The sequence below is a fragment of the Sphingobium sp. TomTYG74 genome (assembly GCF_055393875.1).
The window spans coordinates 1,502,415-1,528,881 of the sequence record NZ_AP027341.1 but is presented as its reverse complement, the minus strand read 5'-3'; the positions used below and the strand labels follow the sequence as shown (position 1 = coordinate 1,528,881).

The following is a 26,467-nucleotide window of genomic DNA, read 5'->3' as shown; positions in this document are numbered from 1 at the left end:
GGACGACGCGGCAGAAAGGCAGCTAGTCGATGGCGTATCGCAGGGTGAGCATCACCGACCGGGGCGCGCCCGGCATGTTAAGATTGCCGACCGTTCCGTGCGCCGACACGATGTATTCGCGGTCGAAGATGTTACGCAGGTTGAGCTGTGCCCGGAGCTTGCCCAGTTGCGCCCAGGCCATGGCATCGGCCGTGACATATTCCGGCAGCACCACCGTGTTGGCCAGATTGGCCATGCGATCGCCGACATAATTGACCCCGCCGCCAAGGCCGAAGCGCTCATCGAAACTCTTCATCAGCCACAGGCTGGCGCTGTGCACGGGCGTCAGCGTCGGACGGTTCCCCTGAATGGGAACGCCCGAATCGAAGGCCGGCGACTTGGTGACCCGGGCATCGAGATAGGCGTAGCTGGCGATGGCCTGCCATCCCTGGCGCAGATCCAGCTGCGCGGAGGCTTCTATGCCTCGCGTCCGCTGCACGCCGACGTTGATGAGCCCGAGAATTGGATCGCTCGCCTTGATGTCCGAGCGCTTGAGGTTGAAGGCCGAGATCGTCGTGGAAAGTCGGCCGTCAAGCAGATCGAACTTGGCTCCGATCTCCCGGTTGATGGTAGTTTCCGGTTTCAGTTGGGCGCTGCTCACCGACATGGCGAATGTCTCGCCCGACGGCTGGTAGGACTTGTTCCACGATACGTAGTAGGATTGCGTTGGTGTCGGCTGCCACACCAGACCGACGCGCGGGCTCCAGAAGGTGTCCGTTCGAGCGAGGCCTTGCTGCCCGGCCGGGAAGTGGACCTCCTGACGGAAACGGTCATGGCGCAGGCCGGCCAGCAGCTTCCAATGTTCGCCCAGCGAGACCATGTCCTGGGCGTAGAAGCCGAGTATCTTGTACTCCCCGGTGCGATCGGTGCGCGAGGTTGGAATGGCGACTTCCAGCGGCAGGACGGGAAGCACCGGATTGAAGAGGTCGACCGTCGCGGCGTTGGCCTGATCGATGCGCAATTCATCCTTCGACTGCCGACCCGCCTCAAAACCGAGCAGCAGCTTGTGTTCGAGCGGCCCGGTCGAGAAGTCCTGGGAAAGCTCCAACTGGTTGAACCAGCCATGCTCGGCGCGATCGGTGGTCTGGCGATTGAGCGTGACCGTCCGTGCGGTCTCATCGACGACGTTCGGAATCGTGTTCTGCCGGTCGAGCGTATAATCATAGTAGCGGAAAACATTGCGCAGGCGCAGGGTATCGCTGAATTCGTGGTCGAGCGTCGCGGTCGTCGACCAGATCTCCGACTGGACGAAATCGACATCGCGTGCGTTAGCCGCGCCATAATAGGTCGATGCGGGGACATCGACGGGCCTGCCTCGAAATGCGGGGATGCCATTGTCCGCTATTCGGCGGTCGCGCAGATAGTCGGCCTGGAGGAGGATTTTCGTGTTATCGTCCAGCGCGAACAGGACCGAAGGGGCAATGGCTTCGCGCTTGAGGAAACCCTGGTCGCGGTAGCTGTCCGACCGTTCGATGGCGCCCGTCAACCGCACGGCAACCTCATTGCCTGTAAAGACGTGACCCAGGTCGATCTCGCCGCGCTTGTCGTCCCAGCTTCCGTAGCTCAGGACGATCTCGCCACCCTCCGTTCCCGGCTTCTTGGAAACACGGTTGATAAGCCCGCCAGATGAGCCACGGCCATAGAGGACTGAAGCCGGCCCTTTCAGAACCTCGATCCGCTCGATGTTCGACAGGTCACGGAAATAGAGCGCATCATCGCGCACCCCGTCGATGAAAAGGTCGCCATAGGCGATGTTGCCCCGGATCACGAACTGGTCGCGCTGCCCGTCGCCGGTGGCCATGCCGATGCCGGCGACATTCCTGAGGGCATCCTGCATCGACAGGGCGCGCTGGTCGCGGATCACCTGCTCGGGAATGACATCGATCGTCTGTGGGATGTCGCGCAGCGGCGCGTCGATCTTGAGCGCTGCGGTATCGGGCGTGTGGTATTCAAGATTTCGGCCGGTCACGACGATGTCTTCACGGCCCGACTCTGATGCGGCTGCGTCTGCGGCCAGGGCCATCGATGAAAATGTCACGCTCCCGAGCGCAGCCAATACCGCCAGTGATGGGCCGGCACGAAATTTCTTCAAAGATGAAAGCATAATACCCCCTGACATTAATGATAATGCGATGCGTTCGCATAAATTCGCTGTTAGGGTGGCGTTGCTGTTGAAGTCAAGAACAGCCGGGCATTTTCGCTTTCCGATTTCGTGACTTGCTTGAGAATGAGGTCCGGACATCATGCCGCCCCCGCTTCCAGGAATAGGCGTTCGGGATAGGCATGGCACAGGAAGTCATGATGGGAGATGTCCCAGCCATAAGCACCGGCCATGAGGAAACAGGCGAGATCGCCGATCCGCACCCGGTCCACCCGCACGTCGCGAGCAAGGATGTCCTTGGGTGTGCAGAGTTCGCCCGCAATCGTGACGCTGGCGTCGGCAAGGCCCGGCCGCGCCCATCCATGGGGCCAATTTTCGCGCGGAAGGATCAGGAAGGGATGGTCATGCCCCCACGAACTCGGCAAGCGGAAATGGTGGGTGCCGCCGCGCAGCAGGGCGAAGATGCGGCCATGCGCCGATTTGAGATCGAGAATCTCGCAGACATAGGCTGCATGATAGGCGGCGATGATCCTGCCGCATTCGAATTGCAGGCAAGGACCATCTTCCGCGTGGGGAGCCAGCGCGCGCGCAAAACCCTGGACGTCGAAACGCCAGTTCGGATCGCCATAGTCGACGCCCCAGCCGCCACCGAGGTTGACGATTTTCAGATCCAGGCCATGTTCGCTTGCCCAGGTTCGGGCGAGATCCAGTTCCATCGCGCAAAGCGCGGCATGTCCCATCGCGTCACGATTGTTCGACACCGTATGGAAATGGAAGCCTTCGAGCCGCAAGGCGGGGCAATCACGCAGCAGGGCGATGGCTTCCGGCACGACGTCTTGCGGAATGCCGAACTGGGTGGGTAGGCCACCCATGGTCAGCGTTGCGCCCGGCACGGGACCAGCGAGATTGACCCGAAGCAAAATTGGTAGAACCCGGCTCATCTGCGCTGCCACCGAATTGGCAAGGTGAAGCATGTGCGGACTTTCGACGTGGAGCCGCTCGACGCCCTGGGTGAGGACGAGGGCAATATCCTCGGCCGTCCGTGCGGGACCACCCATGATGATCCGCGCCTCGCGCCCGACCGCTTCGCGCACGCGCCGGATCTCGCCTGCCGATGCCACCTCGAATCCGGCGACATGCGGCGCGAGCGCTTGCAGTATCCGAGCATCGTTGTTCGCCTTTACGGCGTAGAACAGCTCGGCCCTCGGCGGCAAAGCGTCGACGAGACCGCGCGCCTGCCGCCGCAACGCGTCGAGATCGTGCAGGAAGGCGCATGCTGGTCTCGCGGCGTCGATATTGGCTGCGACCAGTTCGGCGGACGGCTGGAATAGGGTCATGATAGCGTCGCCGTTATATCCGGCGCCGACTCATGTCGGGCAGCGGTCCGCAGTGGGTTGGCTATGGCCACATAGTTGGGGCGTTCCGCACTGTCGGCAAGGCAGCTCAAGAAATTGGCTTTGGCCGGAAGCGTGTCAATCGCCACCAGCCATTCGACGAGTTCAGTGGTCTGGCTGTCCTCGGCCCCTGCGACGAGCGTATCGGCGGCGGCGCGCCACAGCCTCGTTTCCGATGCATTGCTCATACGCGCGATCGTCGCGATCACATGGTTCAGATTGTTGCTGATGAGATAGTAGATCAGGCGCTGACGCGCTTCCTCCGCGGTGAAGAAAACGGATGGGTCGAGATCGAGATCGGGCGCGACTCTCTTAAAGCGCGCACGGTCGATGCTGACCCCTTCAAGATCCCGCACAATAAGGCGTGCTGGATTGCCCTGGTCCAGTACAAGAAGGCTGTTCTGGCTGTGTGCCTCGACACAGAACCCCGTCCGGGCGAAGAGGCGAAGCGGGGGGAGGATGGCCGTCCGGATATAGGCGCCCAGCCAGATTTCCGCTTCAGCATGGCCGGAAAGATTGCAGCCCATGGCGGCCAGCATCGGTCGGCCATCGCTTGGCGACGGTTCGAGCAGTCCCGCAAGGACGAATGCCTCGCCAGCCGGTCCATCACGCAGGATGACGCCCGTAACAGCTTCGAGACGGGGCTGGTTGATCCACAGGGCGCCAGGCTCAGTAAGGACATCGAAGCCTGAGGCTGCCACATGGCCCGCGAGCGCATCGAGCGCCCGGGATGCCGCCATGCTGCGGGCGATCTGCTCAGGCGGGTTGGTGCGTGCAAAGTTCGTGATCCGCGCTTCGATGGGCAGCTTGAGGAAGATGTTTGAGCCGGGCACGAACACTGTGCGCACCGACGATGTCGGTTGCACCGGCACGCCAGTCGGCAGGGTGATGATTGCGCGGCCCTGAGCTGCAAGGGCGGCAAAGGCCGGGTCATTTTCGAGCCGCGCCGCCTGCCAGGGATGGCTTGGGATCAGCAGGCGATCGCCGATCGTCTTGTGCGGCAGCCCCGAAAGCTCGGCGAGCAGTGCGCGGATAGAGCTTTCGGCCGCAGGATCGCGCCACAATGCCGCACCTACAGCGGGTTCAGCGAGAATCCAGCGGAGCTGGAATTCCTGTCCCCGTTCCGGTGCGTAGCGTTCGATGTCCTCTGTCGAAAAGCCGTCAATGCTCTTCGCAAAGGGGTGGAAGGGATGGCCGTGCCAAAGGGTCTGTTCCAGCCCCATCGGGGAACATTCGGTTGGCCGCGATGCGCAGACCCGACCGTGGTTTTCCGCCGCCCGAAGTGCACTAAGCAATCGATCCCTGATCGCCGGAGACGCCGACCCGGTCCCCGGCAAGAGCGCGTTCGCCATCATACCCGCAACAACCGACGGATCATCCACTGCTACCGAGGAGCGATCCTCTGCCTCGATCAAGATCGGGAGCCGCCAACGATGAAATCCGCCCGGGGAAGACTGCATGCAGAAGGCAAGCAAGCGGTCGATGCCGACGTCGATCACGCAGGTTTCGCCCTCGATCGGCACGAAACCCGCCATGCGTTCCCGCAGCCAGGTGTTGAGCAGTCTTTCCATGGCGATCTCGGCGCGCATGGCAGCGCCATCACCGGGCGATGTCAGCACGGGCAGGGCTATCGTCATCGAGCTTGTCTTTCGATATGGCGGGAATGGGTGGCGAACGGCCCGCGTTAGAAAAGTGGAAGGACCGTGCCGATGCCCCGTTCCTCGGCTTGGCGGAGGATGGCCTTGGCGCAGGCGATGTCGTCGATTGCCATGCCCATGGGGTTGAGGAGGATGATCTCGTCATCGCTCTCGCGCCCCGGCTTGCGGCCGACCACAATCTCCCCAAGCTCGGCATGCAGCCGCTCGCGCGAAAACTCTCCCGCTTCGACAAGGAGATTGATGATCTTCTTTTCGCGGTTGGACTGATCCCAGTCATCGACCACGACCTTGTCGGCCTTGAGAAACACGTCCCGTTCGACATCCATGATCGAAACATTGGCGAGGAACGTGCCCCGGCTGAGCCAGTCGAACGCGAGATAGGGCTTGTCCGTGACGGTGCAGGTGATCACGACCGGACAATCGCGGACCGCCTTCTCCGCGCTTGCGGCAATGGTCACGGCAACGTCGGGATGGCGTTGGCGAAGGCGGTCGGCCAGTGCCTCGGCAGCGTCGAAGCGCAAGTCGAACAGGCGAAGAGCCTCCAAGGCCGGAAACTGCTCCAGCAACATTCGCGCCTGTCGCTCGGCAATGGGGCCGCATCCGATGATCGCGGCCTCGGCAAAGCCCTCTTGTGCCAGATGCCGCGCGGCCACTCCGGTGACCGCCGCAGTGCGCATCGCACTCACCAGGCCGCCTTCCATAATTGCCACGGGGTAATTGGTCTCGGGGTCGTTGAGCACGATCATGGCGCTGGCTCGCTCCATGCCGCGCTTCGCGGGATTGTCGTGCTTTGAGCCGATCCACTTGAGGCCGGAGATCGGCTGTTCGCCGCCGATCCAGGCCGGCATGGCGATGATGCGATCCGCTATGTGCGTCGCCCGGGGACTGCGCAGATAGGGTTTGAGCGGTTGCACGAAATCGCCAGCGGCGTGGCTGCGGAAGCCGTCCGCCACCGCCTCCATATAAAGGTCTGAGTGATCGCCCCCCACCGCCGCGGTGTCAGAGCGTGAAAGATAGCGCAGGCTCGCCACCGTCACAGCACTGCTCCTTCGGACCTGACGGCAGTGAGTGGCATTGTTGCGGGCGGGGGTGATCCCCAATCCATGGCTGGACGCCGCCCGAAGCGCCGGAAGGATGCCTCGAATGGTCTGGTGAAGCGACGATCGAGCGAGGGCCAATCGGGATCGTAGACCGTGTCCAGATAGCGCTCCCCGCGGTCGGGCAGCAGCGTGACGATGCGTGATCCTTTGGGGAGGTTCGGGATCAGCTTGGCGATCGCAGCCATGACGGTGCCGGAAGAACCACCGGCCAGTATGCCCTGTGTTTCGGCAAGGCGGCGGCAGGCCAGGGTGGACTCCCAATCCGTCGCATAGATGACGGCATCGACCTCGGGCATGGCTAGCTGTTCGGGAACGCGGCTGGCGCCGATGCCGGGAATCTGCCGGTTGCCACCTGTACCGCCGAAGATTACCGACCCTTCGAGATCGACGGCCACGACCTCGATCTTCGGCCACTGCTCGCGCAGCCGCCGCGCCAGCCCCATCAAGGTGCCGCAGGTGGAGACGGCCGCAACCACGTGGGTGGGATCGGCCGGCATTTCCTGCACGATCTCCTCGCCGATGCCGTGATAGTGCGCCCGCCAATTGTCGGGATTGGCATATTGGTTGAGCCAGACCGCACCGGGAATCGTGCGGACCAGTTCGTCCACCCGGCGAACGCGGGTGTGGAGATAGCCGCCTGCTTCGTCCTTCTCGGTCACCAGATCGATGCGGCCACCGAACGCCTCGATGAGGCAGCGATTGGCTGGCGCGAGATTGGGATCGACGACGGCGGTGAAAGGGATGCCTTCGCGCTTGGCGACCATTGCAAGCGCAATGGCGAGGTTGCCGGATGAGCTCTCGACAAGGTGGCTTTCCGAGGTGATCCGGCCCGCTGCCAACGCTTGCGACACCATATAATGGGCGGTGCGATCCTTCACGCTGCCGCCGACATTCAGCATTTCCAGTTTGGCAAATACGGGGACGATGTCTGGAGAAAACATGCGGTCAAGCGCGATGAGGGGCGTGTTGCCGACGGATAGTTCTGCCGAAAATTGCATTGCAGCTCCTTCCAGTTTCGGAATGGGCGCGCGGGTTGACCGCTGCTGTGGATGCAGGCTGGGGAATGTTTTCCAGCCGGTTCCAATGGCATAGGATGATTCGCTATTGAGAGTCAATTGCAGTCACGTGTTGATGTGGTTACACGTCGCATTCGCCAGTTTGTATTGCGAAAGGGACTTGCCGATGCCGAACCTGATCCTGCTTGCCCATGTGCCGACCGATGCGGTCAACGAGGGTTTTCTCCCCGCAGCACGGCGCCTTGGCCTGCATGTCACCCTGCTTACGGACCAGGCGGAAGCGCACCGGCGCCATTTTGCAGCTCAGAATCTCCCTGCCTATCCAGACAGCATCATCGAATGTGACGTGCTTCAGCCCATTGCGGTCATCAACGAGCTCGGCCGCCGCCCTGAACGGCCGTCAGCCATCTTTTCCAACAGCGATCATCTGCAAACCAGCACGGCCCTTGCGGCCGACTATTTCGGGCTCCCTGGCAAGGATTGGAAAGTGACCTATCGAGCCAAGAACAAGGCCGCGATGCGCAGCCATCTGCGTGATCAGGGCGTGGATGTCCTGTGGCACGCGGTCGTCACCGATGACGATGGCCTGGCAGGTCTTCCCGATGTGCCGTTTCCTTGCGTGGCCAAGCCACGCGAAGGCGTTGGCAGTCAATTCGTGCGGTTCTGCGAAGGCCTGGATACCCTGACAGCACATTGCCGGGATATCTGGAGCGACGATCCCGGCCGGGCCGTGCTTATCGAAGACTATATAGCCGGTGAACTCTACACCCTTGAAACGCTGGGTGATGGAAAGGACATTCTGGTACTGGGCGGCTTCCAGGTGGCGCTTAGCCCGCCCCCCGATTTTGTGGAGATTGAGGGACGATGGGGCGACTGGTTGACCGCTGAACAGAGGGATGCACTATTGGAGCAGATCGTCGCGGTCGGCATCGGCTTCGGCTCATGCCATACCGAATTCGTGCTAACGCCTAAAGGCCCCCGGATCATCGAGATCAATTATCGAACCGTTGGCGACTATATGGAGTTCATGCTGGAGCACACGTTGGACATGGCCCTGTTCGAGAAAATCCTCCGCCTTCATCTCGGCGAGCCGCTCGGCAGATGCCAGCTTGCGAACAAAATGGCCGCAATCCGCTATTTTCCGACCGAAACAGCCGGAGAGATTATATCCGCGCCGGAAGGCTTCCTGCGGACCGACAATAGTGCGCGTGTGGAGTATCGAACGCTCCGCCGCCGTGGCGAACGGATGGAAATCACCCGGTCCAACAAGGATTATCTCGGTGTTCTGAGCGTGAGCGCGCCTGACCGTGCGACGTTGGACATGGCAATGGCGCAAGCACGGGCACAACTTTCCTGGACAATTCTGCCCTGATCATTCGGAGCTTCGGTAGGATACGCCACCAATGCTATCCTCAAGGTCATTGACTGATCTCCTTCGAGGGTTCCAATATTGGCAAGGCTTCGGAAATGATCCTTTCACGATGGGTCAAGATTCATGCTTGTGGAGTAGTCTCGAGGTGAATGGGATCAAAAATGCCATACGGCGGAACAAGGGGGGCATCTTTGCCTCTGCGATCTGTCTCGTGCCAGTCGTCACATTTGCATTTTCTCGGCCAGTCGCTCTTCTTCTCCTTCTGGTGATCCTCTTTGCAGCCTTGGCCAAGTACGATCGATCGGGAGGGATTTACTCTACCCTGTTTCTGCTCATTCTTATTGTGATCGCGGTCAGCGCCCTTCTGATCGTCGGATTGGCTTATGTTCACAGGGTCATATCAGGGTGACGGTTAGTCCTTGATGTCCTCTGGGTTCACCGGACAGTGCCTTATTGGGTTGTCGTCAGAGCGTTAGAAAAGGATCTCCTCAAACGTAGGAGTTTCCATAATGGGCACCACCAAATTCATACGTTACTGCAAGCCTCCAATTCGGGTGTGTAAGTCTGGTCTGATGGCCGATGGCACGAACTGTTTCGATGAAAATTATTGGGCAGAGGTTCGCAGCAATATCGAACATTATCTCTCCGAGGATATTTGCGTTCCCGGATCTTCTTCCAGCGAGAAGGTCCATGGGCATTTCCACGCGATGTTGGTCGAATATCTCGATCAACTGGCAACGGTTCGAGCCTTGAAGAGTCCAAGCCTGGAACATTCGTCCCAAGCGCTTGCCAGGCTCAATCGCGCCAATGCCGCCATCCTGTCTTATGGCGTCGATCTTGTGAGCGGAGCCATTTCGCAGGATGACGAACTGGTTGCTCTGCCTATTCCGCTGGTTGGCAAGGATGACAGTTGCCTGACTATGGCGCGAATCCTGGCTGTGGCTGCCCATCGTTCCGCGCATGAGCTTCTGGAAAGCATCAGTACGAACAATCGCTTCTACATTTTCCATCATCACGCGGTGCTATACGATATCGCCCAGCATATGACGCGCCTGGTCAATGAAGCTTGGGACTCGAACTCGGAGGCGCTTCTCGAACCTGATCACCCCCATGCAGTAAGCGTGCGCGCGATGCATGAGAATGCCGATCGGCAGGCATCAGCCGCCTGTTGAAGCTAAGACCTGTTTCATCGCTTCAATAGCCATCTGACGACAGGTCGACCGGTAACGCCATGGTCGTCCAGCATCCAGAGCCAATCATCATAATGATGGTTTCCCCCGGCTTTCGAAAGCGGATGCAACGCGCCGGTGGTTCGGGACAGCATCAGGGATGTTGCGATTCGTTCGCATCAAGGGCATTGTCGCGTCCTGTGCTGTAAGGAGGAATAGCGTCATTGCCCGCCATTGCTGCAGAGTTGCCAGATGACCCACGTGAAAGCGAGGCTTTCCGGCAGCATTGCGCCCGTCATCTAAGCTCACCGGTGAAAGCTGCATGACATCGACTTCCGGACGAAATCGCTTTGGAATCGCCAGTTCCGTGCCGGTTACAGAGGGCATATTGACGGCGCTCGCAAAGTCGGCAAGCCCGCCCGATCTCGCTGCTCTCATGACCGACATCACGCGTGAACTGGGTTTCCGCTACTATGCTCTCATTCATCATGCGGATCTGCGGGGCGCGCCTCGTGGTCGTGTGAAGCTTCTGGACTATCCCGCGTCGGTCGAGGAACGCATTATCGGGAATGGCACGTGGCGGCGTGATCCGGTCCTACGCGCTTGCGCCTTTTCAGACAGGGCGTTCAGCTGGTCCGAGATTTCCGATATCATCGACCTCAACCGCCGCGATCGCGACTGCCTGGATTTTGGCGGGAAGTTAGGACTTACCGAAGGTATCACCGTTCCCTGCAATTTGCTTGGCGATTACACCGCATCCTGCACGTTTGCTGGTTCGGATAATCCGAAATGGGTCGGGCGTCGACTAGGCATGGCGCAAATGATCGGTATCTTCGCCTTTCAGGCTGCCCGACGCCTGTTTTGCGAGGAAAGGCCGAAACCGCAGCCGCCGCGCCTCCACCCCCGGGTTCGTGACTGCGTCATTCTTGTCGGACGCGGCTATTCGAACAAGGAGATCGCGCGCGCACTTTCGATAACCCCGCGGACCGTTGGCGGATATCTCAGCCAAGCGGGGCTGCTGCTTGATGCACATGGCCGCACCGAGCTCGTGGTGAGCGCGATATTCGCAGGTGAAATCGGTCTTGGCGAGCTTGCCCGGGATCATTCCGCTTAAACTGACGCACTGGGCCGAATTTCCGGCTAGCTCTGGTAATTAGAGATATCCTGGCGACGAGCACAGCCTCCACATATCTGTCATGCTCCAGCAAGGGGGCAGATCACACCCCTTGAGCGCAGTGCCTGATGCGTGTGCCCGTGAAGGGCTGGTGGCCTTCCGGCCAATGTCGCATTTCACAGGACGCTGGACTGCTGGTCGTGCCTCGGCGGTGCTCAGGAAGAATGCTGCTTGCTTGCCGCCCCGTGTCAACCCGGGCAATTGCCCGGGCTAGCGACCGCTGCGTACCTTGACGCATCCTTCGGGGTAATAGCCGCAAGTGGAGGCCCCCTTGATCCACGTCATCGACCACCCTCTGGCGCCCGACGTCCGGCCGCTCCTCCAGTCCATGTTTGCTGACCGCAAGCGCTTGTTCGTCGATCTGTTCGGCTGGGACGTGCCCGTCGTCGACGGCCAATATGAGATCGACCAGTTCGATACGGCCGACGCCATCTACCTCATAGCCGAGGAGGAAAAGGAGAGCGGCGTCCATGCAGCCTCGCTGCGGCTCCTGCCCACTACCAAACCGCACATGCTGGGCATCGTCTTCCGGCACCTGTGCCCGCTGGGCGTGCCCGAGGGAGAGGGTATATGGGAGAGCACCCGTCTTTGCCTGCCCCAGCGCCACGGAGCCGCACGCCGCAAGGCGCTGCGCAACCAGCTGATCTCGGCCATGGTGGACGTGGCGCTCGCGCGCGGCATCCACCACTATACCGGCCTCCTTCCGGAAGCCTTCAGAAAGGAGGTGCTGGCGATGGGCTGGAAGGGCGAGCCGCTCGGCCCGGTGGTGCGGATGCCTGGCGGGCCGGTTGGCGCGTTCATGGTTCAGATCGACCGGGACACGCCACGGCGGCTGTGCTGGACCCAGACCTATGTCGGGAACGGCGGCGAGGTGACGGCATGAACAGCGTGGCGCTTCACACCGCTTCCCTTGGCCGCGATGGATGGTGTGTCGTCGAGCGCGCCTTGCCTGCTTCGGTTCTGCGGGGCTTGGAAGACGATCTTGCTGCCCCCTTTGCTGCCGCGCCGCTCTGCCAGGGGCCATTCTATGGCGAGCGGACGCGGCGCTTCGGATCGCTGCTGGTCCGCTCGCGCCGAACGGCCAGCCTGGTGATGCATCCCTTGATCCTCGCCATTGCCGAGCAACTGCTTCTGCCTTGGTGCGAGCGCATCGCCCTCAATCTCACCCAGGCCATCGAAATTGCGCCGGGTGCTTTGCGCCAGTTGCCGCATCGGGACCAGGACATGTGGCAGGGACCCAAGGGCCGTGTCGAATATCTGGTCAATGTGATGTGGCCACTTACCCCTTTTATGCGGGAGAATGGCGGCACCCGGCTGTGGACCGGCAGCCATATCGACCAGAACGTGTCGACGTTGCCGGAGGAGGACAGCGTCGTTCCCTTGGTCGCTCCGGGCGATGCCCTGGTCTTCCTTGGCTCAACGCTGCACGGAGGTGGCGGAAACAGCAGCGCGGTCCGCAGGCGCGGTATCATCATCAGCTACTGCCTGGGATGGCTCAAGCCCTTTGAACTCCAGTGGCTCGTCTACCCGCCCCATGTTGCGCGGAATTTTCCGTCAGAACTTGCCGCGCTGGTCGGTTATGCCCAGCACCGGCCGAATCTCGGCAATGTCGAGGGTCAGTGTCCGTCAGTCCTCCTGCAGGATGCCGTTCCCGACCTGCTCGGCGAGGTCGATGCTCTCCGGCCGGACCAAGCGGACGCTGCCGAGTTCTTCGTCCGCTCGCAAATGGGTGAGCTGGGATAAGCATGGCTTGGGCCAGCGGCGATGCCGGGTTTTCCGCATCACCGCTGGCCCGGCGATCAGACCTATCGCTATCTTGAGGACATCTGCCCTGCAGGCGTCGCATGGGAGTGGCTTCGCCGTGATCCGGAGTATCGTCGGCTGAAACCGGCGCGACGTTGCGCGGGTCTCGGTGGCGTCACCCTGATCGAGCATGCGGCGCATGACGTCGTGTCCCGCTGGGGCTGCCTCAATGTTGAGGATCACTCGCTGCCCGCGCCGGAAGGAGCAATACTTTGGTCGAGCCACCTCGATCCCTCGGTACTGCCCTGTGTGGCGGTGCCTGCTGCCATTGGACAGGCAGGGGCCTTCAATCTTGAGCATTGTGGGGAAAAGGCCGTCGTGGTGGAAGGTGGTGCAGCCGCCGAGCATATCCTGATAGGAGGCAAATCCGGTGGCTTGCGCCTCGATGTCTTGGAGGGGACGCTGCTCCACGGGCCGGTGTCGCTTCGTTACGACTTCTCAGGGGTCGGCGACATCAAGCCGTTGCTCGCGCCGCTGCGGGCCTTTCATAATCTCTGTCGTACGGGCAGATTGTCTCTCCCGCTCCCGCGAAAGCGGCAGGGGGACCGACGGGTCGTCGATGCGCTGCGGACGTATGATGCGCTCCGGGAAGGCGCCAGCATCCGTGACGTCGGTATATTATTGTTCGGAGAGCAGCGAGTGGCTGAGGAGTGGGGCGCGCCGGGAGAGGCGCTCAAGTCACATTGCAGGCGGATGATTGCCTTGGCGCGGCGAATGGCGGGAGGAGCGTGGCGAAGGTTGTTGGGCTGACGTGCTCCTTAAGAAAAAGAACATCGAGCCGTTGCGATATCACTGACTTTTTCGAGCAACGGGCGACGCTCTTTTTGGTTTAGGCGGGCGTCCTTCCTCGAATAGCGCAGCAGGACGAGCACCGAGAGCTTTATAGAGCCTGTCAAAAGTCCCGAAGGTGAGATTTTGCCGACCATTCTCGATGGCGCTGTAGTGTGAATGGCTAACGCCCATGCGCGCCGCGACCTCTTCCTGAGTCAGGCCTGCTTCCTGACGTAACCAGTAGCAGTTGGTGCCGATGAGCTCGAACAGGTTCATCTGAACCGTAGAGCCCTTCGTCTATTTTAATAGTACGCATTATAATAGACGAATGGCGGCAAGTTCAGGTAGGATCGGGTCATGATCTCTCTACTAGATGCCGCTCCGACCGGAGATATCGTCACTGCGTATGACCGGGTGCGGCTGGCGCAGTATGCCGCGCTCTTGGACGCAGCTGAGGCCGGTCAGGATTGGCGCGAGGCGGCATCGACCATCCTGGGACTGGACGTGTCAGATGCCGGGGCGGAGGCCTGCTGGCGTTCGCATCTTGAGCGTGCCCGCTGGATTGTCGGAGAGGGCCTGGGTCAGGCAATCGAAGCCTTTGGCCGTCCTGACCTGGATCCTTGAAGGACTGAACCATCGGCGCATCGCGGCTTTGCCGCGACCGCGCTCTGGCCTGAAGGTCGGCACCGCCGAACCCTTCGGGCCTCGGCCTTCCGGTAATGATCGCTGGCGTTAAGGGCTGCGGTCGCCGCTGGTTCGCGGCGGCGTCGCGTCCTTGAAGTTTCTTCGCCCAGCCCCTCCAGACGCAAACCGCCATCCTGCTGTGGTGCTTGTAAGCCGTCAGCGTATTTGCGAGTTCCCCCTGGATTGGCCTTTGGTCACGTAATTGCGCCTTTTAGAACCTTTTTCCCACCGACAGCGTCAGTTGACCGTAATCGTAGATTCCGGTGCGTAGCGGCGTGTTGCTGTACTGCGCCGCTGCCTTGATGAACCATCCTCGGCGAAGGGGACTGGTCACCTCTGCGGCTGCAAAGCGAGACTGGGTCCAATCGGTTACGGCATCACGCTGCCCGCCCAGGCCTGCTGCGACCATATACCGCCATCCACCTGAAAAGCGGCGCATCTGGAGAACCGGCAGAACCTGGAGATAATATCGCGGCGAATAATAGTCGAACTCGCGCGGCCGCGTACTGTGATAGTAGCGGGACCGAAGCTGAAAGCTCAGACCCCAATCGGATTTGATCGAGTGGGTGAATGTGCCTCGCGCATGAAGACGCACATTCCTGCCCGTGAACTCCTGAGCGCCTCCGACCAGCGTGACCCCGTTCTCCTCGTCGATCGGCAGGTCCAAGGCTGCTCCAAAGAAGGTGAAGTATATGCCTTCATCGACGCCTCGGATGGTCTCCACCACGTCACGCTCAACGAAATATTCCTGACGGAACTTCGCATTGTTGTGAATGCTCGCGGAGCCCAGCACTGTGTGGCCGTCCGTGCCTATCTGACCAGCCCAGGCCCAGTCGCGGCCTTTGTCGGCATAGCGAATGAACGCACGCTCACGCGGTCGAGTGCGCTGGCCTAACGGCTTGTACCATGCCTGTTCATAGCGAACGCCGAGCAGTTGCTCGTCATTTTTGTACCGAAAATCGAGATTGACTCCCGCGCGATACACATCCGTGCTGTCAGCATCCGTTGAAGCGAAGACGTCCGTGGAGATCGCATGCTGGAAGCTCATGTCGCTCACCTCCTGCGCCAGCGCAGGCGTTCCGCAAAAGATGGCGAGACTGACGGCGAGGGTAATCTTGCTTGATGTCATTTCGTGTCCCACGCCTTACGCATTCCAAATAGTTCAACGAGATATCCCCACACGCAGACGGGTTGCATCAGCAGGCTGTACGCGAGGGCATAGAAAAAGAAGCCACCTCGATTTTTCCGAACGGTCATATTCTCGCGCCGGAACACATCGCTTTGGATCCGATAGATGACGGTGTTCCAAAGCGCTGCCAGCGGCAGGACGGCGATTGTGAGCGGTCCTGCGATCCAGAAAATTCCGAATGGTGCCGCCACAAGGCCGGGAATGAAAACGAACGTATAGATCAGGTCCAACGGCAGAAACATGACGTTCCACCATATGAAAAGCGTCGTCATCCGGGGTTTGAACAGCAGCGGCCAGTAGAGCTTGAACGCCTCCATCAACCCCCGCGACCAGCGTTTGCGCTGAAGCGCGAACTGCCTGAACTTTTCCGGGGCGTTCGTGAAAGCAAAGGCGTTGGCGGCATAACCGATGCGATAGCCGCGCATCAGCATCGCCCAGGACACGACAATGTCCTCGCCAACGCGCTCGGGCCAACCTCCAACCTCTTCGAGCGCCTTGCGACGATAGAGAGAGAAGGCACCTTGAGCGACGAGGGTGCCGTGGTACATGCCCTGCATGCGCTTGACGGCCGCAATCCCGTGAAAATAGTCCCACTCTTGCGCTTTGGTGAGCAGGTTCACGCGGGAATTTCGGACCATCACTGCACCGGCAACGGCTTGCGTGTCGGCGGGGTCGGAAAGCAATCGCTTCACGATGTTGGTGAGACCGTCCTTGCGAACCCAGGAGTCACCATCAACCGTGACGATGAGATCGTGCCGCGCTGCTATGAGGCCGTCATTCAGAACGGCTGACTTTCCTCGATTCTTTTCGAAATCCATCAGCCTGAACGAGGCGTTGGCGGGCAAGGCAAGGCTACTCAGCTGGTCCCGGACGATATCCGCAGTTCTATCGGTGGACCCGTCGTTCAGGATGATCACCTGATAGGGACCTGCATAATCCTGGCGTGCCAGACTTGTGAGCGTGTCGGCGATCCCCGCCTCTTCATTATACGCGGCGACCAGGACGGTGAGACCGGGAAACTCGATGACGGGTACAAGAGGCGGCTTCCTGTCGAACAGCAGTGTCGAAATGAGGAAGGCATTCATGAAGCCGGGCACATAGGCGATGAATGTGATCGCCACGACAGCTACCACCCAGCCAGCCACCGCCGCGAGGTCACTTAGCCAACGCTGTGAGAGCCAGACGCTCAGCCCGGTCCAGAGCACCGCAACGGCAACCGAGAGTGCGAACTTGGCTTCAACCGTGAGGTAAAGCCGCTTCCACTCGCCCGCCGCCCGGGCGGTTGTGTCACCGTCAACCTCAGACGGAAACCCGTCGTCATTTGACGGCTCGAGTTCGATGAGCTCGCGTGAAGTGAGAGGACCGTGCATAGGCACGCCCCTACCAGTAACAACTTCCATAATGGTTAATGCCCCCCGGCCCCATGAGTGGCCGCCCTTGGCCGGATTGGGCACCGATTGTCCAGGAAATTCAGTATTCTTGGGCGATTTTTGGTGGCTTGCTGCGGTTTCCAGGCAACTGTCGCCCGTTCCTGGCAAACACAAGAGATCTGCGCCGAAATTTACAGGTCCGTGCTGCCGACAGGAAGAGGTGGAGGGCGCTAGCGTAAGTCGGTGACAATGCGGCAGAACGACCGATCCCGGCCGGGGCCGGGGCCGGGGCCTGCTGGCGTTCGCATCTTGAGCGTGCCCGCTGGATTGTCGGGGAGGGGCTGGGTCAGGCAATCGAAGCCTTTGGCCGTCCTGCCCTGGATCCTTGAACGATTGAGCCATTGGTGCCTCGCGGCTTTGCCGCGACCGCGCTCTACGGCTCTGGCCTGAAGGCCGGCGCCGCCTAGCCCCTTCGGGTCTCGGCCTCTCGGTGACGATCGCTGGCGTTAAGGGCTGTGGTCGCCGCTGGTTCGCGGCGGCGTTGCTTGTTGCGTCTCCCGTTACGGCGGGTGCGGGCGGCGCTCCCGGCTAGGCCCGTCGCGGGCGAAGCCAACCCCTGCCGCTGCGCGTCCGGGGTGCTCCACTTGCGTTGCGCCCTTGCGGTGTCTTCGCCCGGCTTTGCCGGGCCTCTTGGTCGCGTCTTGCCGCCCACCCCCGCCTTCGCGGGGAGGCTTTGTACCTTTTTGGGTGGCGTGGAGGACAGGCCATGCCGAGGAAGACCAGCCGTTGCGTTCATCGTGAGGGTGGAGCCGGAGAGGCGCGGGAAGCGCGCGCGAACCTCTATGACGAGGTGACCGCCCGGATCATTTCAGAGCTTGAGGCGGGGCGGTTGCCGTGGGTGCAGCCTTGGGGGAGGGCCGGAGGGGTCAGTCCTGCGCTGCCGCGCAATGCGCTGACCGCTCGCCCCTATTCCGGGGTGAATATCCTTATCCTCTGGCGCAGGGTGATCGAGCAGGGTTGGCCTTCGCAAAGCTGGCTGACCTTTCGTCAGGCCTTGGAGGCGGGCGGCTGTGTGCGGAAGGGCGAGCGCGGCGTGACGGTCGTCTATGCCGACAGCTTCACCCCCGAGGCAGAGAAGCAACGGGCCTCGCGCGAGGGCGGGGACGTTCGGTCTATTCCCTTCCTGAAGCGCTTCACGGTCTTCAATGTCGCGCAATGCGAGGGGCTTCGCGAAGGGCTTGCCACTGATCCCGCGCCGCTGCCCGAACGCGAGATCGTGCCTATTGCCGAGGAGGTGATTGCCGCGTCGGGCGTTGAAGTCCGCATCGGCGGCGATGAGGCCTATTATGCGCCCGGCCCTGATTTCGTGGCTGTGCCGCCGCAGCCCGCCTTCTTCGAGCAGGTCAATTATTACCGCACCTGCCTGCACGAGCTGACCCATGCGACAGGCCATGCCAAGCGGCTAGGCCGAAACCTTCGCAATCCTTTCGGCAGCAAGGATTATGCCCGCGAGGAACTGGTCGCCGAGATGGGTTCGGCCTTCCTGTGCGCCGCACTCGGCATCGTCCCGACCGTGCGTCACGCCGATTATATCGGCGCGTGGCTAGGCGTCCTGAGGGAAGATTGTCGCGCGATCTTTCGTGCCGCGAGCGCGGCCAGCAAGGCGGCGGACTGGCTGCTGACCCGGCATCGGGAGGCGCAAGCTGCTCGCGAGGCCGGGAGGCCCGAGGCAGACGCGTGGCTGGGGAGGGCAGCATGATTCTCTTGTCCCCTGAAATCCGCTTCGCCCTGCGCGCCAACGATATCGCGCGCCGTGCCCATGAGGCCATGGGCGAGCGCTTCGACCCGCCGCCCGTCGTCAAGCTGTTCAATCCGCTCGGCGCGGCGACATGGCTGGCGAGCGAACTGGCCGAGGATGGCGATGCCCTCTTCGGGCTTGCCGACCTTGGCTTTGGCTGTCCCGAACTCGGCTGCTTCAGCCTGTCCGAGCTGGCCGCCGTCCGGCTTCCCTATGGCCTCTTCATCGAGCGCGACATCGGCTTCGAGAGCGATTTGCCCCTTTCCGCCTGGGCGCAATGGTCCCGCCGCGCGGGGTCGATCCTCGGAGCCGAAACCCTGATCCGCCGTGCCGCCAAGCCGGGTGCGGTCCCCGCTTCTCCTTCGTCCGATCCGGCCGAAGGATGACGTGAAGGCGGCACGTCACGCCGCCACCCCAAGAAACCGGCCCCCCGACGCCGCTAAGTGTGAGGGACCGGCACTCCAAAGGAGCAATGCCATGACACTCGTTTTTATCGCGCCTGACAAGCTTTGTGTGAGCAAGACCAATATGCGCTACGGCCGAAAGGCGCCTGATGTCAGCGATATCCTGCCGACCGTCCGCAAGCGCGGCGTCATCCAGACCCTGCTCGTGCGGCCCAGTTGCGAGGAGGGCCATTTCGAGATCGTCGCGGGTGCGCGGCGCTTTCATGCCGCGCGACTCGTCGCGCAGGAGACGGGCGAGGCCGAACCGCTGCCCTGCCGCGTCCTGTCCGAAACAGATGATGCCGCCGCCATCGAGGCGTCCATGATCGAGAACCTTGCCCGGCTCGATGCCGACGAGGTGACCCAGTGGGAAACCTTCACCCGGCTGGTGAAGGAGGGCCGCGAGGTGGACGACATCGCCGCGACCTTCGGGCTTCCCGACCTCACCATCCGCCGCGTCCTCGCGCTCGGCAATCTCCTGCCTCGCGTCCGCGACCTTTACCGAGCCGAGAAGATTGATCGCGCCACCGTCCGCCACCTGACCCTTGCCAGCAAGAGCCAGCAAAAGGCGTGGCTGGCGCTTCATGACGATCCCGACAGCTATGTGCCGACCGGGCACCAGTTGAAGGCGTGGCTGCTGGGCGGCCAGTCGATCCCGGCGCGCCTCGCCCTGTTCGATCTAGCGGAATATAAGGGCTCGACGGTTGCCGACCTGTTTGGCGAGGACTGCTATTTCGCGGATGCCGATGCCTTCTGGACCGCGCAGAACGCGGCGATCGAGGCGGCGAAGGAAACCTATCTGGATCAGGGCTGGAGCGATGTCGTCATCGTTCCTCCATCGGATCATTTCCATAGCTGGGAATATGAGAAGGCCGCCAAGCGCAGGGGAGGGCGCGTCTATGTCGATGTCCGGGCGACGGGCGAGGTCAGCTTCCACGAGGGCTATGTGACACGCAAGGAGGCGCGAAAGGTGGAGCGCGGCGAGGTGCCCGGCGGCGGCAAAGTCCAGCGCCCGGAACTTACATCAACGTTGCAGACCTATGTGGACCTGCACCGCCATGCCGCCGTGCGCGCCGCGCTTCTGGGTCATCCGGGCATGGCGCTGCGGCTCATGGTCGCCCACGCCATCGTCGGTTCGCCGCTTTGGACGGTACGGCCCGAACCGCAGTCAACGCGCAACGACGAGGTGCGCGAAAGCGTCGAACTGTCGCGGGGCGAGGCGCTGTTCGACGAGCGCCGCCGCGCCGTGCTGGACCTGCTCGGCTTCTCCCCGGAGGAGCCGACTGTCACGGGCGGCCATGGCGATGCTGTTTGGGAGGCACGCGACGCCCAGCAGGGGGTCGCAGGCGTTTTTCTGCGCCTGATCGCGCTGCCGGACCCGGCTCTCATGGACGTGATCGCGGTGGTAATGGGCGAGACATTGGCGGCGGGCAGCGCCGCCGTCGAGGCGGTCGGTGCCGAGATCGGCATCGACATGGCCGCATGGTGGCAGGCCGACGAGGCGCTGTTTTCCCTGCTGCGCGACCGTGAATTGCTCGGTCACATGGTAGCCGAGGTCGCGGGCGAGACGGTCGCGACAGCCAATGGCCAAGAGAAGGTCAAGACCTTGAAGCAGATCATTGCCGACCATCTGGTGGGTGCGGATGGGCGCACCAAGGTCGAGCGCTGGGTGCCGCGCTGGATGGCTTTTCCCCCGGGCGCCTATACCGAGCGGGGCGGCGTTGGCACCGTGGCTGCCCATGCCAAGGTCGTTGCCGCGCGCGACGTCATGGCCACGGCGACAGCCGGGGCGGGCGAGGAGCCGTTCGCCCAAGCGGCGTGAAGGTTGGCGGGCGGTGGAGCATACTGCCGCCCGCTGGCTGGCTGGCTGGAAATTCGCCGCGCGGCCTCGCCCGAGGGCTCGGCCGCGCGGGTTTTGTGTACTGGAAGCTGCGCTCTACCGGAGGCCCGGGCAGCTGATATTGTCTGTTCCATGGTCCAGGAGCGGCAGCGAACAGGTCTCGACGGGTTGTGCCCGGCCCGAATTCCTGGGCGAACAGGTGCGCAAGGAACGCACCGACCGCCGTTTCCTCTAAGTTCGCATCGGCCCGTTGGCTGGTGATCCGGGCTCGCCTTGACGCTCGGCAAGAAGATCGACAGCCATGATATCGGGCAGGGATTGCTGGATCCTGGACCACGGGGCGGCATGATCATGACCATGGTTTGCGGCACCGGCAGCGATGGCAGCCAGGCTTTCGAAACGGTCGTGCCGATAAGCCGGAAGCGGTCGAGCGCCGGGGGGAGCCGGGGCAGGGCAAGCCGGAACGACCCGGATATTGCTCCCCTATTGTTCATCACTGCGGAGGAATCGCGCTTTTCCGATCCTGTCCGAGCTTCCCCCTGTGCTGGTGCGCATGCCGCACCGGCCTCTCTTTCATGGCAGGTCTGGCGCCTGCACGGCTTGTCCGCGCAACGGCTTCGCCGGCTTTCTTCCCCGCCCTTACGGGCTTCCTCGCGAGGCAAGAAAACCGGCTCGGGCCGTCCTTCGCTGACGCTTCGGCCCAGGGGTGCGCGGCGCCGCGCCGTCGCCTGATCGACTGCCATCGAGGCCGCATCGGGCGGCATTCGAGCAAGCAGAAGGAGACTTTCCATGGCACAGATCGGCAGCTTCACCCGCAACGAGGACGGCGTCTATACTGGCGAAATCCGCACCCTCACTCTCCGCGTCAAGGCCACGATCCGGCCTGTCGAACGCGAGCATGACAAGGCTCCGGACCATCGCGTCAGCGCCGGTGGCGTCGAGTTCGGCGCGGGCTGGACCAAGGCGGCGCGCGAGACCGGCGCGGAATATCTGAGCCTCAAGCTCGACGATCCGTCCTTCCCCGCGCCCATCTACGCGACCCTCACCCAGGGCGACGAGGGCGAGCACAAGCTCATCTGGTCCCGCTGACATGACGAGGCTCCGCGCCAGATTCGGCGCGGAGCCTCTTTTCTCCCCGGGTGTCGAAAGTGTGGGAGTGGTTTTCGACACTGATGCCGGGATGTCCCTGTCCGCATCCTGGGTGCCGCGATCGCGCCGTTGCGATCCGCCCAAACAGGAGTTCGCCCCATGGACAGCGACGATGACATTGCCCGTGCGAACCGCGCGAAACGCGGCTCGCCCTTTCTCAACACCGACCAGGCCGCCGCCTATCTCAAAATCTCGAGCCGCCTCCTGAAACGCCTGCGTCGCGACGGAAAGGGGCCGGTCTTTCGCCGCCACTGCCGTTTCGTCCAATATCATATCGATGATCTCGACAGCTGGTCAGCCGAGCATTCGGCGCGGGAGCTGGGCGCATGAGCCGCCGTCGCAGCCCTGCCGCCGACGCGCCGCTGCTTGCCTGGGGCGAGACCCTGCGGACGCAAAAGAGGAAGCGCGTTCGGCTGCGCTGGCGCATCCTGTGCGTTGGTGCTGGCACTATCCTCCTGCTCCTTTCCGCCGCGCTTCCGCCCACGCCGCGCCTCGTCTGGAATGCGAGCGCCAGCGCCCCGATCGGCCTTTACAGGGCAGATCCCGGCGCCCTGGTGGAGCCGGGCGACATGGTCATCGCCCGCGTGCCAGAGCGCTATCGACTGCTCGCTGCGTCCCGTCGCTACCTGCCCATGAACGTGCCGCTGGTGAAGCGCGCCGTGGCCTATGCGGGCGATACGGTCTGCGCGCTGGCTGAGGACATCTTCCTCAACGGGCGATGGATTGCGAGCCGCCGCGCAGCCGACGCCAACGGTCTTCCCATGCCCTGGTGGAGCGGCTGCATGGTGCTGCGGGGGCGGCAGCTGTTCCTGCTGATGGACAGTCCGTCCTCGTTCGACGGCCGCTATTTCGGGCCGACCGACGGCGACGATGTGATTGGAAAGGCGACGCTCCTGTGGCGCAATTGAAGCATGCTGCCATCCTGCTGACGCTCGCCCTTGCGACGCCTGCCAAAGCTGAATCGGTCGCCACATGGCAGCCCTATATCCGCGAGGCATCGTTGCGGTTCGGCATTCCCATCGCCTGGATCGAGCGGGTCATGCGCGCCGAAAGCGGGGGGCAGACTCGCTGGAACGGCCGACCCATCCGCTCTTCCGCTGGCGCCATGGGCCTCATGCAACTCATGCCTGCAACCTGGACGGAAATGCGCGCCCGGCTAGGGCTCGGCCATGATCCTGATCAGCCCCGCGACAATATCCTGGCCGGCACATTCTACCTGCGGCTGATGCATGACCGGTTCGGATATCCCGGTCTGTTCGCCGCCTATAATGCCGGCCCTGGGCGTTATGCTGAGCATCTGACAGGTCGGCGGCCGCTGCCAGACGAGACCATCGCCTACCTCGCAAGCGTGGCGCCGGAGCGGCAGATTAGCGGGGCCAGTGCGAGGGAATCACCACTGGTCGAGCCCCTGTTCGCCATACAAAGAGGCGGCGCATCGGCACCGGCCAGCGCTACCGGCGCGCCATCGCCAAGCCCGATCTTTGTCACTCTGTCGCAGGGGGAATGAGGTGATGTCGCATGTCCGGGAGAGGGTGGAGGCTCGTCTCGACAGACCCAGCATGACGGGTGGCGGAGCGCCTATCAAGGCCCGCAGGTGCCCCCCAATTTGCTGCGCAAATCGGTTCCCCCCGCGTCCGCTTCGCGGCGCCGCGCTTCGCGCTGCGGCCCTGACAGCCGCCCCGCCACCCGTCTCCCGGACGCCGTTCTCGATGGTGAGGACGAAACGCAAGGAGGTCATCATGGGCATGGTTCAGGGCATCGGAACGGCGTCGGACAGCGTCGTGGCAACGCTCGTAGCAGGATTGGAAATCGAGCTGGGACGCGGTGCGGGAGAAGCACTGGCGCAACGCTTCCTGGAGGCGGAGGAGAGCGATTTCCTCTGGGATGCGCGCGGCGAGGAGCGTTGGCTGGGCTCCTATGAGAGCCTCGGCGAGGATGATCTGGAGCTCGACCGGATCGCGATCTGGGGCCGACTGGATGGCCGCTGGTTCATGGCCATCATCCTCGTGGATGGCCAGGGAATGCCACATGGGACGATCGCAAAGCGCATCTGTCGCAGCCGCGATATTGCTCGGAAGGCAATGGCCGATGCGCGCTGACGGCAGCATGAACGTCAGGGAGAGGCGGCGTCGGACCGGCGTCGTCTCTCCCCTTTTTTCGAGCCGAAAATGGGTGGCGCTAGGGGATAAGGGGAAACAAGATAAAGGCAGTGTCTCGCGACCCGGCCTAAGTGATTGTCTGCACATCCTTTTTTCCCGAGACCATGCTCTGAATCCGAGAGACAGGACGATCGGAAACGGCGTTAATCCGCCAGTTTCTGGCCGAATTCGCGAGATGGGGCGGCGTTACCATGTCTGATGACGACCTCACCCCCAGACTCGGCAGGATGCGGAGCAATGACGGCAAGCGCACCGTCAAATATGGCGGGCGCATCCTCGCGGCGACGCGGCTGGCTGGTAACAAGACCGGCAAAAGGTCCCGGCGTTTCGATGGCAGCCGGATCGGCCGGGGCGCGAGCATGGGACGGCTTCTCGCCAGTCGCGACAGGTTGGGCGGTTTCCGTGGACGCCGCGCTGCGGTGAAGGCGAGCCTCATCCGGCTCGGTGGCAAGGCTGGCGAGGCAGCCCGTGCCAATATGCGCTACATCCAGCGCGACGGCGTCACGCGCGAGGGCTTGCCGGGGGAGCTCTATGGTCCGGCGACCGACCGCGCGGATGGCGACGATTTCCTGAAGCGCACGGCTGGTGATCGCCACCAATTCCGCTTCATAATCTCTGCCGAAGATGGGGCAGAATATCCCGACCTCAAACCCTATGTCCGGCGGCTCATGACTCAGGTCGAACAGGACCTCGGCACCAAGCTGGACTGGGTAGCGGTGGATCACTTCAACACCGAGCGACCGCACACGCATATCGTGCTGCGCGGCGTCGATGATCGTGGCGATAATCTCATCATCGCGCGCGAGTATATTTCACACGGCCTGCGCGAGCGCGCGTCCGAACTGGTGACGCTCGACCTGGGGCCGCGGACCGATCACGAAATCGAAGCCCGCCTGCGCCATGATGTCGATCAGGAGCGGTTGACCGCGATCGACCGTCGCCTGCTGCGGAGGATGGATGCTGATCGGATCGTATCGCCTGCCGACAACGAGCCTTTCCAGCAATCGGTGGCGGCCGGGCGGCTGCGCAAGTTGAAGGCGATGGAGCTTGCGGAGGATGTCGGCGGCGGGCGCTACCGTCTTGCCGACGGGATGGACGATACGCTCCGCCGCATGGGCGAACGCGGTGACATTATCCGCCTCATGCAGCGCGAACTCACGGCACGTCGGCTGGACCGTGCGGGCGTCGAGCAGGTGGTAACGGCAGAGGTCCGCGAACCGATTATTGGCCGGTTGATCCAGCGAGGCTTCTCCGACGAGCATCGCGACCGTCATTATGTGATGGTGGATGGCGTCGATGGCCGGGTCCATTATATCGACATCGGCCGGGGCGATGCTGTGCCGCCGGTCCCTCAGAATGCGACTGTACGGATAGAGCCGACGAGGGCGAGCGTGACACAGGCGGATCGTACCGTCGATGCTGTCGCTCGCGCCAACGGTGGACGCTATTCGGTCGATCTTCACCTGGCACATGACGCCCAAGCCAGCGAAGCTTATGCCGCGAGCCATGTCCGGCGGCTGGAAGCCATGCGGCGGGCGGGGGCCGGGCCGGAGCGATCAGAGGATGGGAGCTGGGTCATTCCCGACGATCACCTCACCCGTGCCGAGGCCTATGCCCAGCGGCAGAACCGTGACCGGCCTGTGGCGGTATCGATCCTCTCGCGAACACCTGTTGCCGACCTCCCAATAAAGGAGGCGCCGACCTGGCTCGATCGCGAACTGGCATCAGGTACGCCGAGCGCTGTTCGCGATGCGGGTTTTGGTCGCGAAGTGCGCGACGCAATGTCGGCCAGGCGTCAATGGCTCGTCGAACAGCAATTGGCCGATGGCGAAGGCCAGGTTTTCCAGTTGCGGCGCGGCGCATTGGAGGCCCTCCGCTTGCGCGAGCTTCGCGATGTTGGCGACAGGCTTGGCAAGGAACTCGGAAAGCGATTTGAGTCGATCAATGTGGGCGAGCGCGTGGAGGGTATCATTGGGCGGCGTTTGGACCTTGAGAATGGGCCGTATGCTGTGATCGAGCGCGCGCGGGATTTCACGCTCGTGCCGTGGCGAGATGTGCTTGAGCGGAACATAGGGAAGGCTGTGTCCGGAATCTTGCGTCCGCATGGGATCACCTGGCAGTTTGAACGTGCCCGTTCAGCGCCCTCCATTGCCTGAACTGTGGCTCGAACGGTTAATCTCGCTGCTCCCCAATTCTTAGTACCCCGGAAGCAGTACGAGACCCCTTGGCCCATGCGAT

General features: G+C 62.4%; 24 protein-coding genes. 16 read left to right on the top strand and 8 right to left on the bottom strand.

Annotated features, from left to right (window positions below):
• Positions 1 to 22: 22 nt before the first annotated feature.
• From ACZ5TB_RS07750 to sbnA, 5 genes are read right to left on the bottom strand one after another with little or no spacing between them, the layout of a single operon-like run.
• Positions 23 to 2,284, bottom strand: coding sequence for a TonB-dependent receptor (locus tag ACZ5TB_RS07750; RefSeq protein WP_464790774.1), 2,262 nt, complete (start codon positions 2,282 to 2,284; stop codon positions 23 to 25).
• Positions 2,281 to 3,477: a type III PLP-dependent enzyme gene (locus tag ACZ5TB_RS07745; protein WP_464790773.1), complete on the bottom strand. Its 1,197-nt coding sequence runs from the start codon at positions 3,475 to 3,477 to the stop codon at positions 2,281 to 2,283. The genes ACZ5TB_RS07750 and ACZ5TB_RS07745 overlap by 4 nt, the downstream gene beginning before the upstream one ends.
• Entirely contained in the window at positions 3,474 to 5,171 is a 1,698-nt protein-coding gene (locus ACZ5TB_RS07740; RefSeq protein ID WP_464790772.1) for an IucA/IucC family protein, read from the bottom strand. Before ACZ5TB_RS07740 ends, ACZ5TB_RS07745 begins: the two co-directional genes overlap by 4 nt.
• Positions 5,172 to 5,218: 47 nt before the next feature.
• The gene (gene sbnB, locus ACZ5TB_RS07735; RefSeq protein WP_464790771.1) at positions 5,219 to 6,229 is read right to left on the bottom strand and encodes a 2,3-diaminopropionate biosynthesis protein SbnB; all 1,011 of its coding nucleotides are present in this window, start codon (positions 6,227 to 6,229) and stop codon (positions 5,219 to 5,221) included.
• A complete protein-coding gene (gene sbnA, locus ACZ5TB_RS07730; RefSeq protein ID WP_464790770.1) occupies positions 6,226 to 7,290 on the bottom strand; it encodes a 2,3-diaminopropionate biosynthesis protein SbnA in 1,065 nt (354 codons plus the stop codon). The genes sbnB and sbnA overlap by 4 nt, the downstream gene beginning before the upstream one ends.
• 184 nt (positions 7,291 to 7,474) lie before the next feature.
• Between sbnA and ACZ5TB_RS07725 the strand changes: the two genes are divergently transcribed.
• The 6 genes from ACZ5TB_RS07725 (at position 7,475) to ACZ5TB_RS07700 (ending at position 13,576) form a co-directional block, all read left to right on the top strand.
• Positions 7,475 to 8,680 (top strand): ATP-grasp domain-containing protein, encoded by a 1,206-nt coding sequence (locus tag ACZ5TB_RS07725; protein WP_464790769.1) that lies wholly within the window; start codon positions 7,475 to 7,477, stop codon positions 8,678 to 8,680.
• A gap of 572 nt (positions 8,681 to 9,252) precedes the next feature.
• A complete protein-coding gene (locus ACZ5TB_RS07720; protein WP_464790768.1) occupies positions 9,253 to 9,852 on the top strand; it encodes a hypothetical protein in 600 nt (199 codons plus the stop codon).
• Positions 9,853 to 10,171: 319 nt separating this feature from the next.
• Positions 10,172 to 10,963 (top strand): autoinducer binding domain-containing protein, encoded by a 792-nt coding sequence (locus ACZ5TB_RS07715; RefSeq protein ID WP_464790767.1) that lies wholly within the window; start codon positions 10,172 to 10,174, stop codon positions 10,961 to 10,963.
• Between the two features lie 331 nt (positions 10,964 to 11,294).
• Positions 11,295 to 11,906, top strand: a complete 612-nt coding sequence (locus ACZ5TB_RS07710) for an acyl-homoserine-lactone synthase (protein ID WP_464790766.1) — start codon at positions 11,295 to 11,297, stop codon at positions 11,904 to 11,906.
• Positions 11,903 to 12,766, top strand: coding sequence for a phytanoyl-CoA dioxygenase family protein (locus ACZ5TB_RS07705; protein ID WP_464790765.1), 864 nt, complete (start codon positions 11,903 to 11,905; stop codon positions 12,764 to 12,766). Before ACZ5TB_RS07710 ends, ACZ5TB_RS07705 begins: the two co-directional genes overlap by 4 nt.
• Positions 12,767 to 12,787: 21 nt before the next feature.
• Positions 12,788 to 13,576: a DNA -binding domain-containing protein gene (locus tag ACZ5TB_RS07700; RefSeq protein ID WP_464790764.1), complete on the top strand. Its 789-nt coding sequence runs from the start codon at positions 12,788 to 12,790 to the stop codon at positions 13,574 to 13,576.
• A 39-nt stretch (positions 13,577 to 13,615) separates the two neighbouring features.
• Here ACZ5TB_RS07700 and ACZ5TB_RS07695 read toward each other — a convergent pair whose 3' ends face one another.
• Positions 13,616 to 13,873: a helix-turn-helix domain-containing protein gene (locus tag ACZ5TB_RS07695; protein WP_464777918.1), complete on the bottom strand. Its 258-nt coding sequence runs from the start codon at positions 13,871 to 13,873 to the stop codon at positions 13,616 to 13,618.
• An 81-nt stretch (positions 13,874 to 13,954) separates the two neighbouring features.
• Between ACZ5TB_RS07695 and ACZ5TB_RS07690 the strand changes: the two genes are divergently transcribed.
• Complete coding sequence (locus ACZ5TB_RS07690; protein ID WP_464777917.1) at positions 13,955 to 14,221, top strand: hypothetical protein; 267 nt, start codon at positions 13,955 to 13,957, stop codon at positions 14,219 to 14,221.
• Between the two features lie 271 nt (positions 14,222 to 14,492).
• Here the strand turns inward: ACZ5TB_RS07690 and ACZ5TB_RS07685 are convergent, their stop codons facing one another.
• On the bottom strand, positions 14,493 to 15,410 hold the full coding sequence (locus ACZ5TB_RS07685) for a hypothetical protein (protein ID WP_464790763.1): 918 nt from the start codon (positions 15,408 to 15,410) through the stop codon (positions 14,493 to 14,495).
• Entirely contained in the window at positions 15,407 to 16,924 is a 1,518-nt protein-coding gene (locus ACZ5TB_RS07680; protein ID WP_464790762.1) for a glycosyltransferase family 2 protein, read from the bottom strand. The genes ACZ5TB_RS07685 and ACZ5TB_RS07680 overlap by 4 nt, the downstream gene beginning before the upstream one ends.
• 682 nt (positions 16,925 to 17,606) lie before the next feature.
• Between ACZ5TB_RS07680 and ACZ5TB_RS07675 the strand changes: the two genes are divergently transcribed.
• From ACZ5TB_RS07675 to rlxS, 9 genes are all read left to right on the top strand, one after another.
• Positions 17,607 to 18,599, top strand: a complete 993-nt coding sequence (locus ACZ5TB_RS07675; protein WP_464790761.1) for an ArdC family protein — start codon at positions 17,607 to 17,609, stop codon at positions 18,597 to 18,599.
• Positions 18,596 to 19,024: a DUF2958 domain-containing protein gene (locus ACZ5TB_RS07670; protein WP_464790760.1), complete on the top strand. Its 429-nt coding sequence runs from the start codon at positions 18,596 to 18,598 to the stop codon at positions 19,022 to 19,024. Before ACZ5TB_RS07675 ends, ACZ5TB_RS07670 begins: the two co-directional genes overlap by 4 nt.
• A gap of 91 nt (positions 19,025 to 19,115) precedes the next feature.
• Complete coding sequence (locus ACZ5TB_RS07665; RefSeq protein WP_464790759.1) at positions 19,116 to 20,903, top strand: ParB/RepB/Spo0J family partition protein; 1,788 nt, start codon at positions 19,116 to 19,118, stop codon at positions 20,901 to 20,903.
• Between the two features lie 807 nt (positions 20,904 to 21,710).
• Positions 21,711 to 22,010: a DUF736 domain-containing protein gene (locus tag ACZ5TB_RS07660; protein WP_449473742.1), complete on the top strand. Its 300-nt coding sequence runs from the start codon at positions 21,711 to 21,713 to the stop codon at positions 22,008 to 22,010.
• A gap of 159 nt (positions 22,011 to 22,169) precedes the next feature.
• The gene (locus tag ACZ5TB_RS07655; protein ID WP_464777910.1) at positions 22,170 to 22,400 is read left to right on the top strand and encodes a helix-turn-helix domain-containing protein; all 231 of its coding nucleotides are present in this window, start codon (positions 22,170 to 22,172) and stop codon (positions 22,398 to 22,400) included.
• Positions 22,397 to 22,978 carry a S26 family signal peptidase gene (locus ACZ5TB_RS07650; protein WP_464790758.1) on the top strand — a complete coding sequence of 194 codons (582 nt, stop codon included), beginning with the start codon at positions 22,397 to 22,399 and terminating at the stop codon, positions 22,976 to 22,978. Before ACZ5TB_RS07655 ends, ACZ5TB_RS07650 begins: the two co-directional genes overlap by 4 nt.
• Complete coding sequence (locus tag ACZ5TB_RS07645; protein WP_464790757.1) at positions 22,966 to 23,577, top strand: lytic transglycosylase domain-containing protein; 612 nt, start codon at positions 22,966 to 22,968, stop codon at positions 23,575 to 23,577. The genes ACZ5TB_RS07650 and ACZ5TB_RS07645 overlap by 13 nt, the downstream gene beginning before the upstream one ends.
• A gap of 232 nt (positions 23,578 to 23,809) precedes the next feature.
• Entirely contained in the window at positions 23,810 to 24,169 is a 360-nt protein-coding gene (locus tag ACZ5TB_RS07640) for a hypothetical protein (RefSeq protein WP_464790756.1), read from the top strand.
• 251 nt (positions 24,170 to 24,420) lie between these two features.
• On the top strand, positions 24,421 to 26,385 hold the full coding sequence (gene rlxS, locus ACZ5TB_RS07635; protein WP_464790755.1) for a relaxase/mobilization nuclease RlxS: 1,965 nt from the start codon (positions 24,421 to 24,423) through the stop codon (positions 26,383 to 26,385).
• The last annotated feature ends 82 nt before the right edge of the window (positions 26,386 to 26,467 follow it).

Coding starts and splice junctions, on each gene's coding strand:
- ACZ5TB_RS07655 (WP_464777910.1), top strand. CDS start 22,170: ATGGACAGCGACGATGACATTGCCCGTGCGAACCGCGCGAAACGCGGC.
- ACZ5TB_RS07740 (WP_464790772.1), bottom strand. CDS start 5,171: ATGACGATAGCCCTGCCCGTGCTGACATCGCCCGGTGATGGCGCTGCC.
- ACZ5TB_RS07660 (WP_449473742.1), top strand. CDS start 21,711: ATGGCACAGATCGGCAGCTTCACCCGCAACGAGGACGGCGTCTATACT.
- ACZ5TB_RS07665 (WP_464790759.1), top strand. CDS start 19,116: ATGACACTCGTTTTTATCGCGCCTGACAAGCTTTGTGTGAGCAAGACC.
- ACZ5TB_RS07675 (WP_464790761.1), top strand. CDS start 17,607: ATGCCGAGGAAGACCAGCCGTTGCGTTCATCGTGAGGGTGGAGCCGGA.
- ACZ5TB_RS07640 (WP_464790756.1), top strand. CDS start 23,810: ATGGGCATGGTTCAGGGCATCGGAACGGCGTCGGACAGCGTCGTGGCA.
- ACZ5TB_RS07745 (WP_464790773.1), bottom strand. CDS start 3,477: ATGACCCTATTCCAGCCGTCCGCCGAACTGGTCGCAGCCAATATCGAC.
- ACZ5TB_RS07705 (WP_464790765.1), top strand. CDS start 11,903: ATGAACAGCGTGGCGCTTCACACCGCTTCCCTTGGCCGCGATGGATGG.
- ACZ5TB_RS07685 (WP_464790763.1), bottom strand. CDS start 15,410: ATGACATCAAGCAAGATTACCCTCGCCGTCAGTCTCGCCATCTTTTGC.
- ACZ5TB_RS07695 (WP_464777918.1), bottom strand. CDS start 13,873: ATGAACCTGTTCGAGCTCATCGGCACCAACTGCTACTGGTTACGTCAG.
- ACZ5TB_RS07700 (WP_464790764.1), top strand. CDS start 12,788: ATGCCGGGTTTTCCGCATCACCGCTGGCCCGGCGATCAGACCTATCGC.
- rlxS (WP_464790755.1), top strand. CDS start 24,421: ATGTCTGATGACGACCTCACCCCCAGACTCGGCAGGATGCGGAGCAAT.
- ACZ5TB_RS07725 (WP_464790769.1), top strand. CDS start 7,475: ATGCCGAACCTGATCCTGCTTGCCCATGTGCCGACCGATGCGGTCAAC.
- ACZ5TB_RS07670 (WP_464790760.1), top strand. CDS start 18,596: ATGATTCTCTTGTCCCCTGAAATCCGCTTCGCCCTGCGCGCCAACGAT.
- ACZ5TB_RS07750 (WP_464790774.1), bottom strand. CDS start 2,284: ATGATGTCCGGACCTCATTCTCAAGCAAGTCACGAAATCGGAAAGCGA.
- sbnA (WP_464790770.1), bottom strand. CDS start 7,290: ATGCAATTTTCGGCAGAACTATCCGTCGGCAACACGCCCCTCATCGCG.
- ACZ5TB_RS07690 (WP_464777917.1), top strand. CDS start 13,955: ATGATCTCTCTACTAGATGCCGCTCCGACCGGAGATATCGTCACTGCG.
- ACZ5TB_RS07720 (WP_464790768.1), top strand. CDS start 9,253: ATGGCCGATGGCACGAACTGTTTCGATGAAAATTATTGGGCAGAGGTT.
- ACZ5TB_RS07715 (WP_464790767.1), top strand. CDS start 10,172: ATGACATCGACTTCCGGACGAAATCGCTTTGGAATCGCCAGTTCCGTG.
- ACZ5TB_RS07650 (WP_464790758.1), top strand. CDS start 22,397: ATGAGCCGCCGTCGCAGCCCTGCCGCCGACGCGCCGCTGCTTGCCTGG.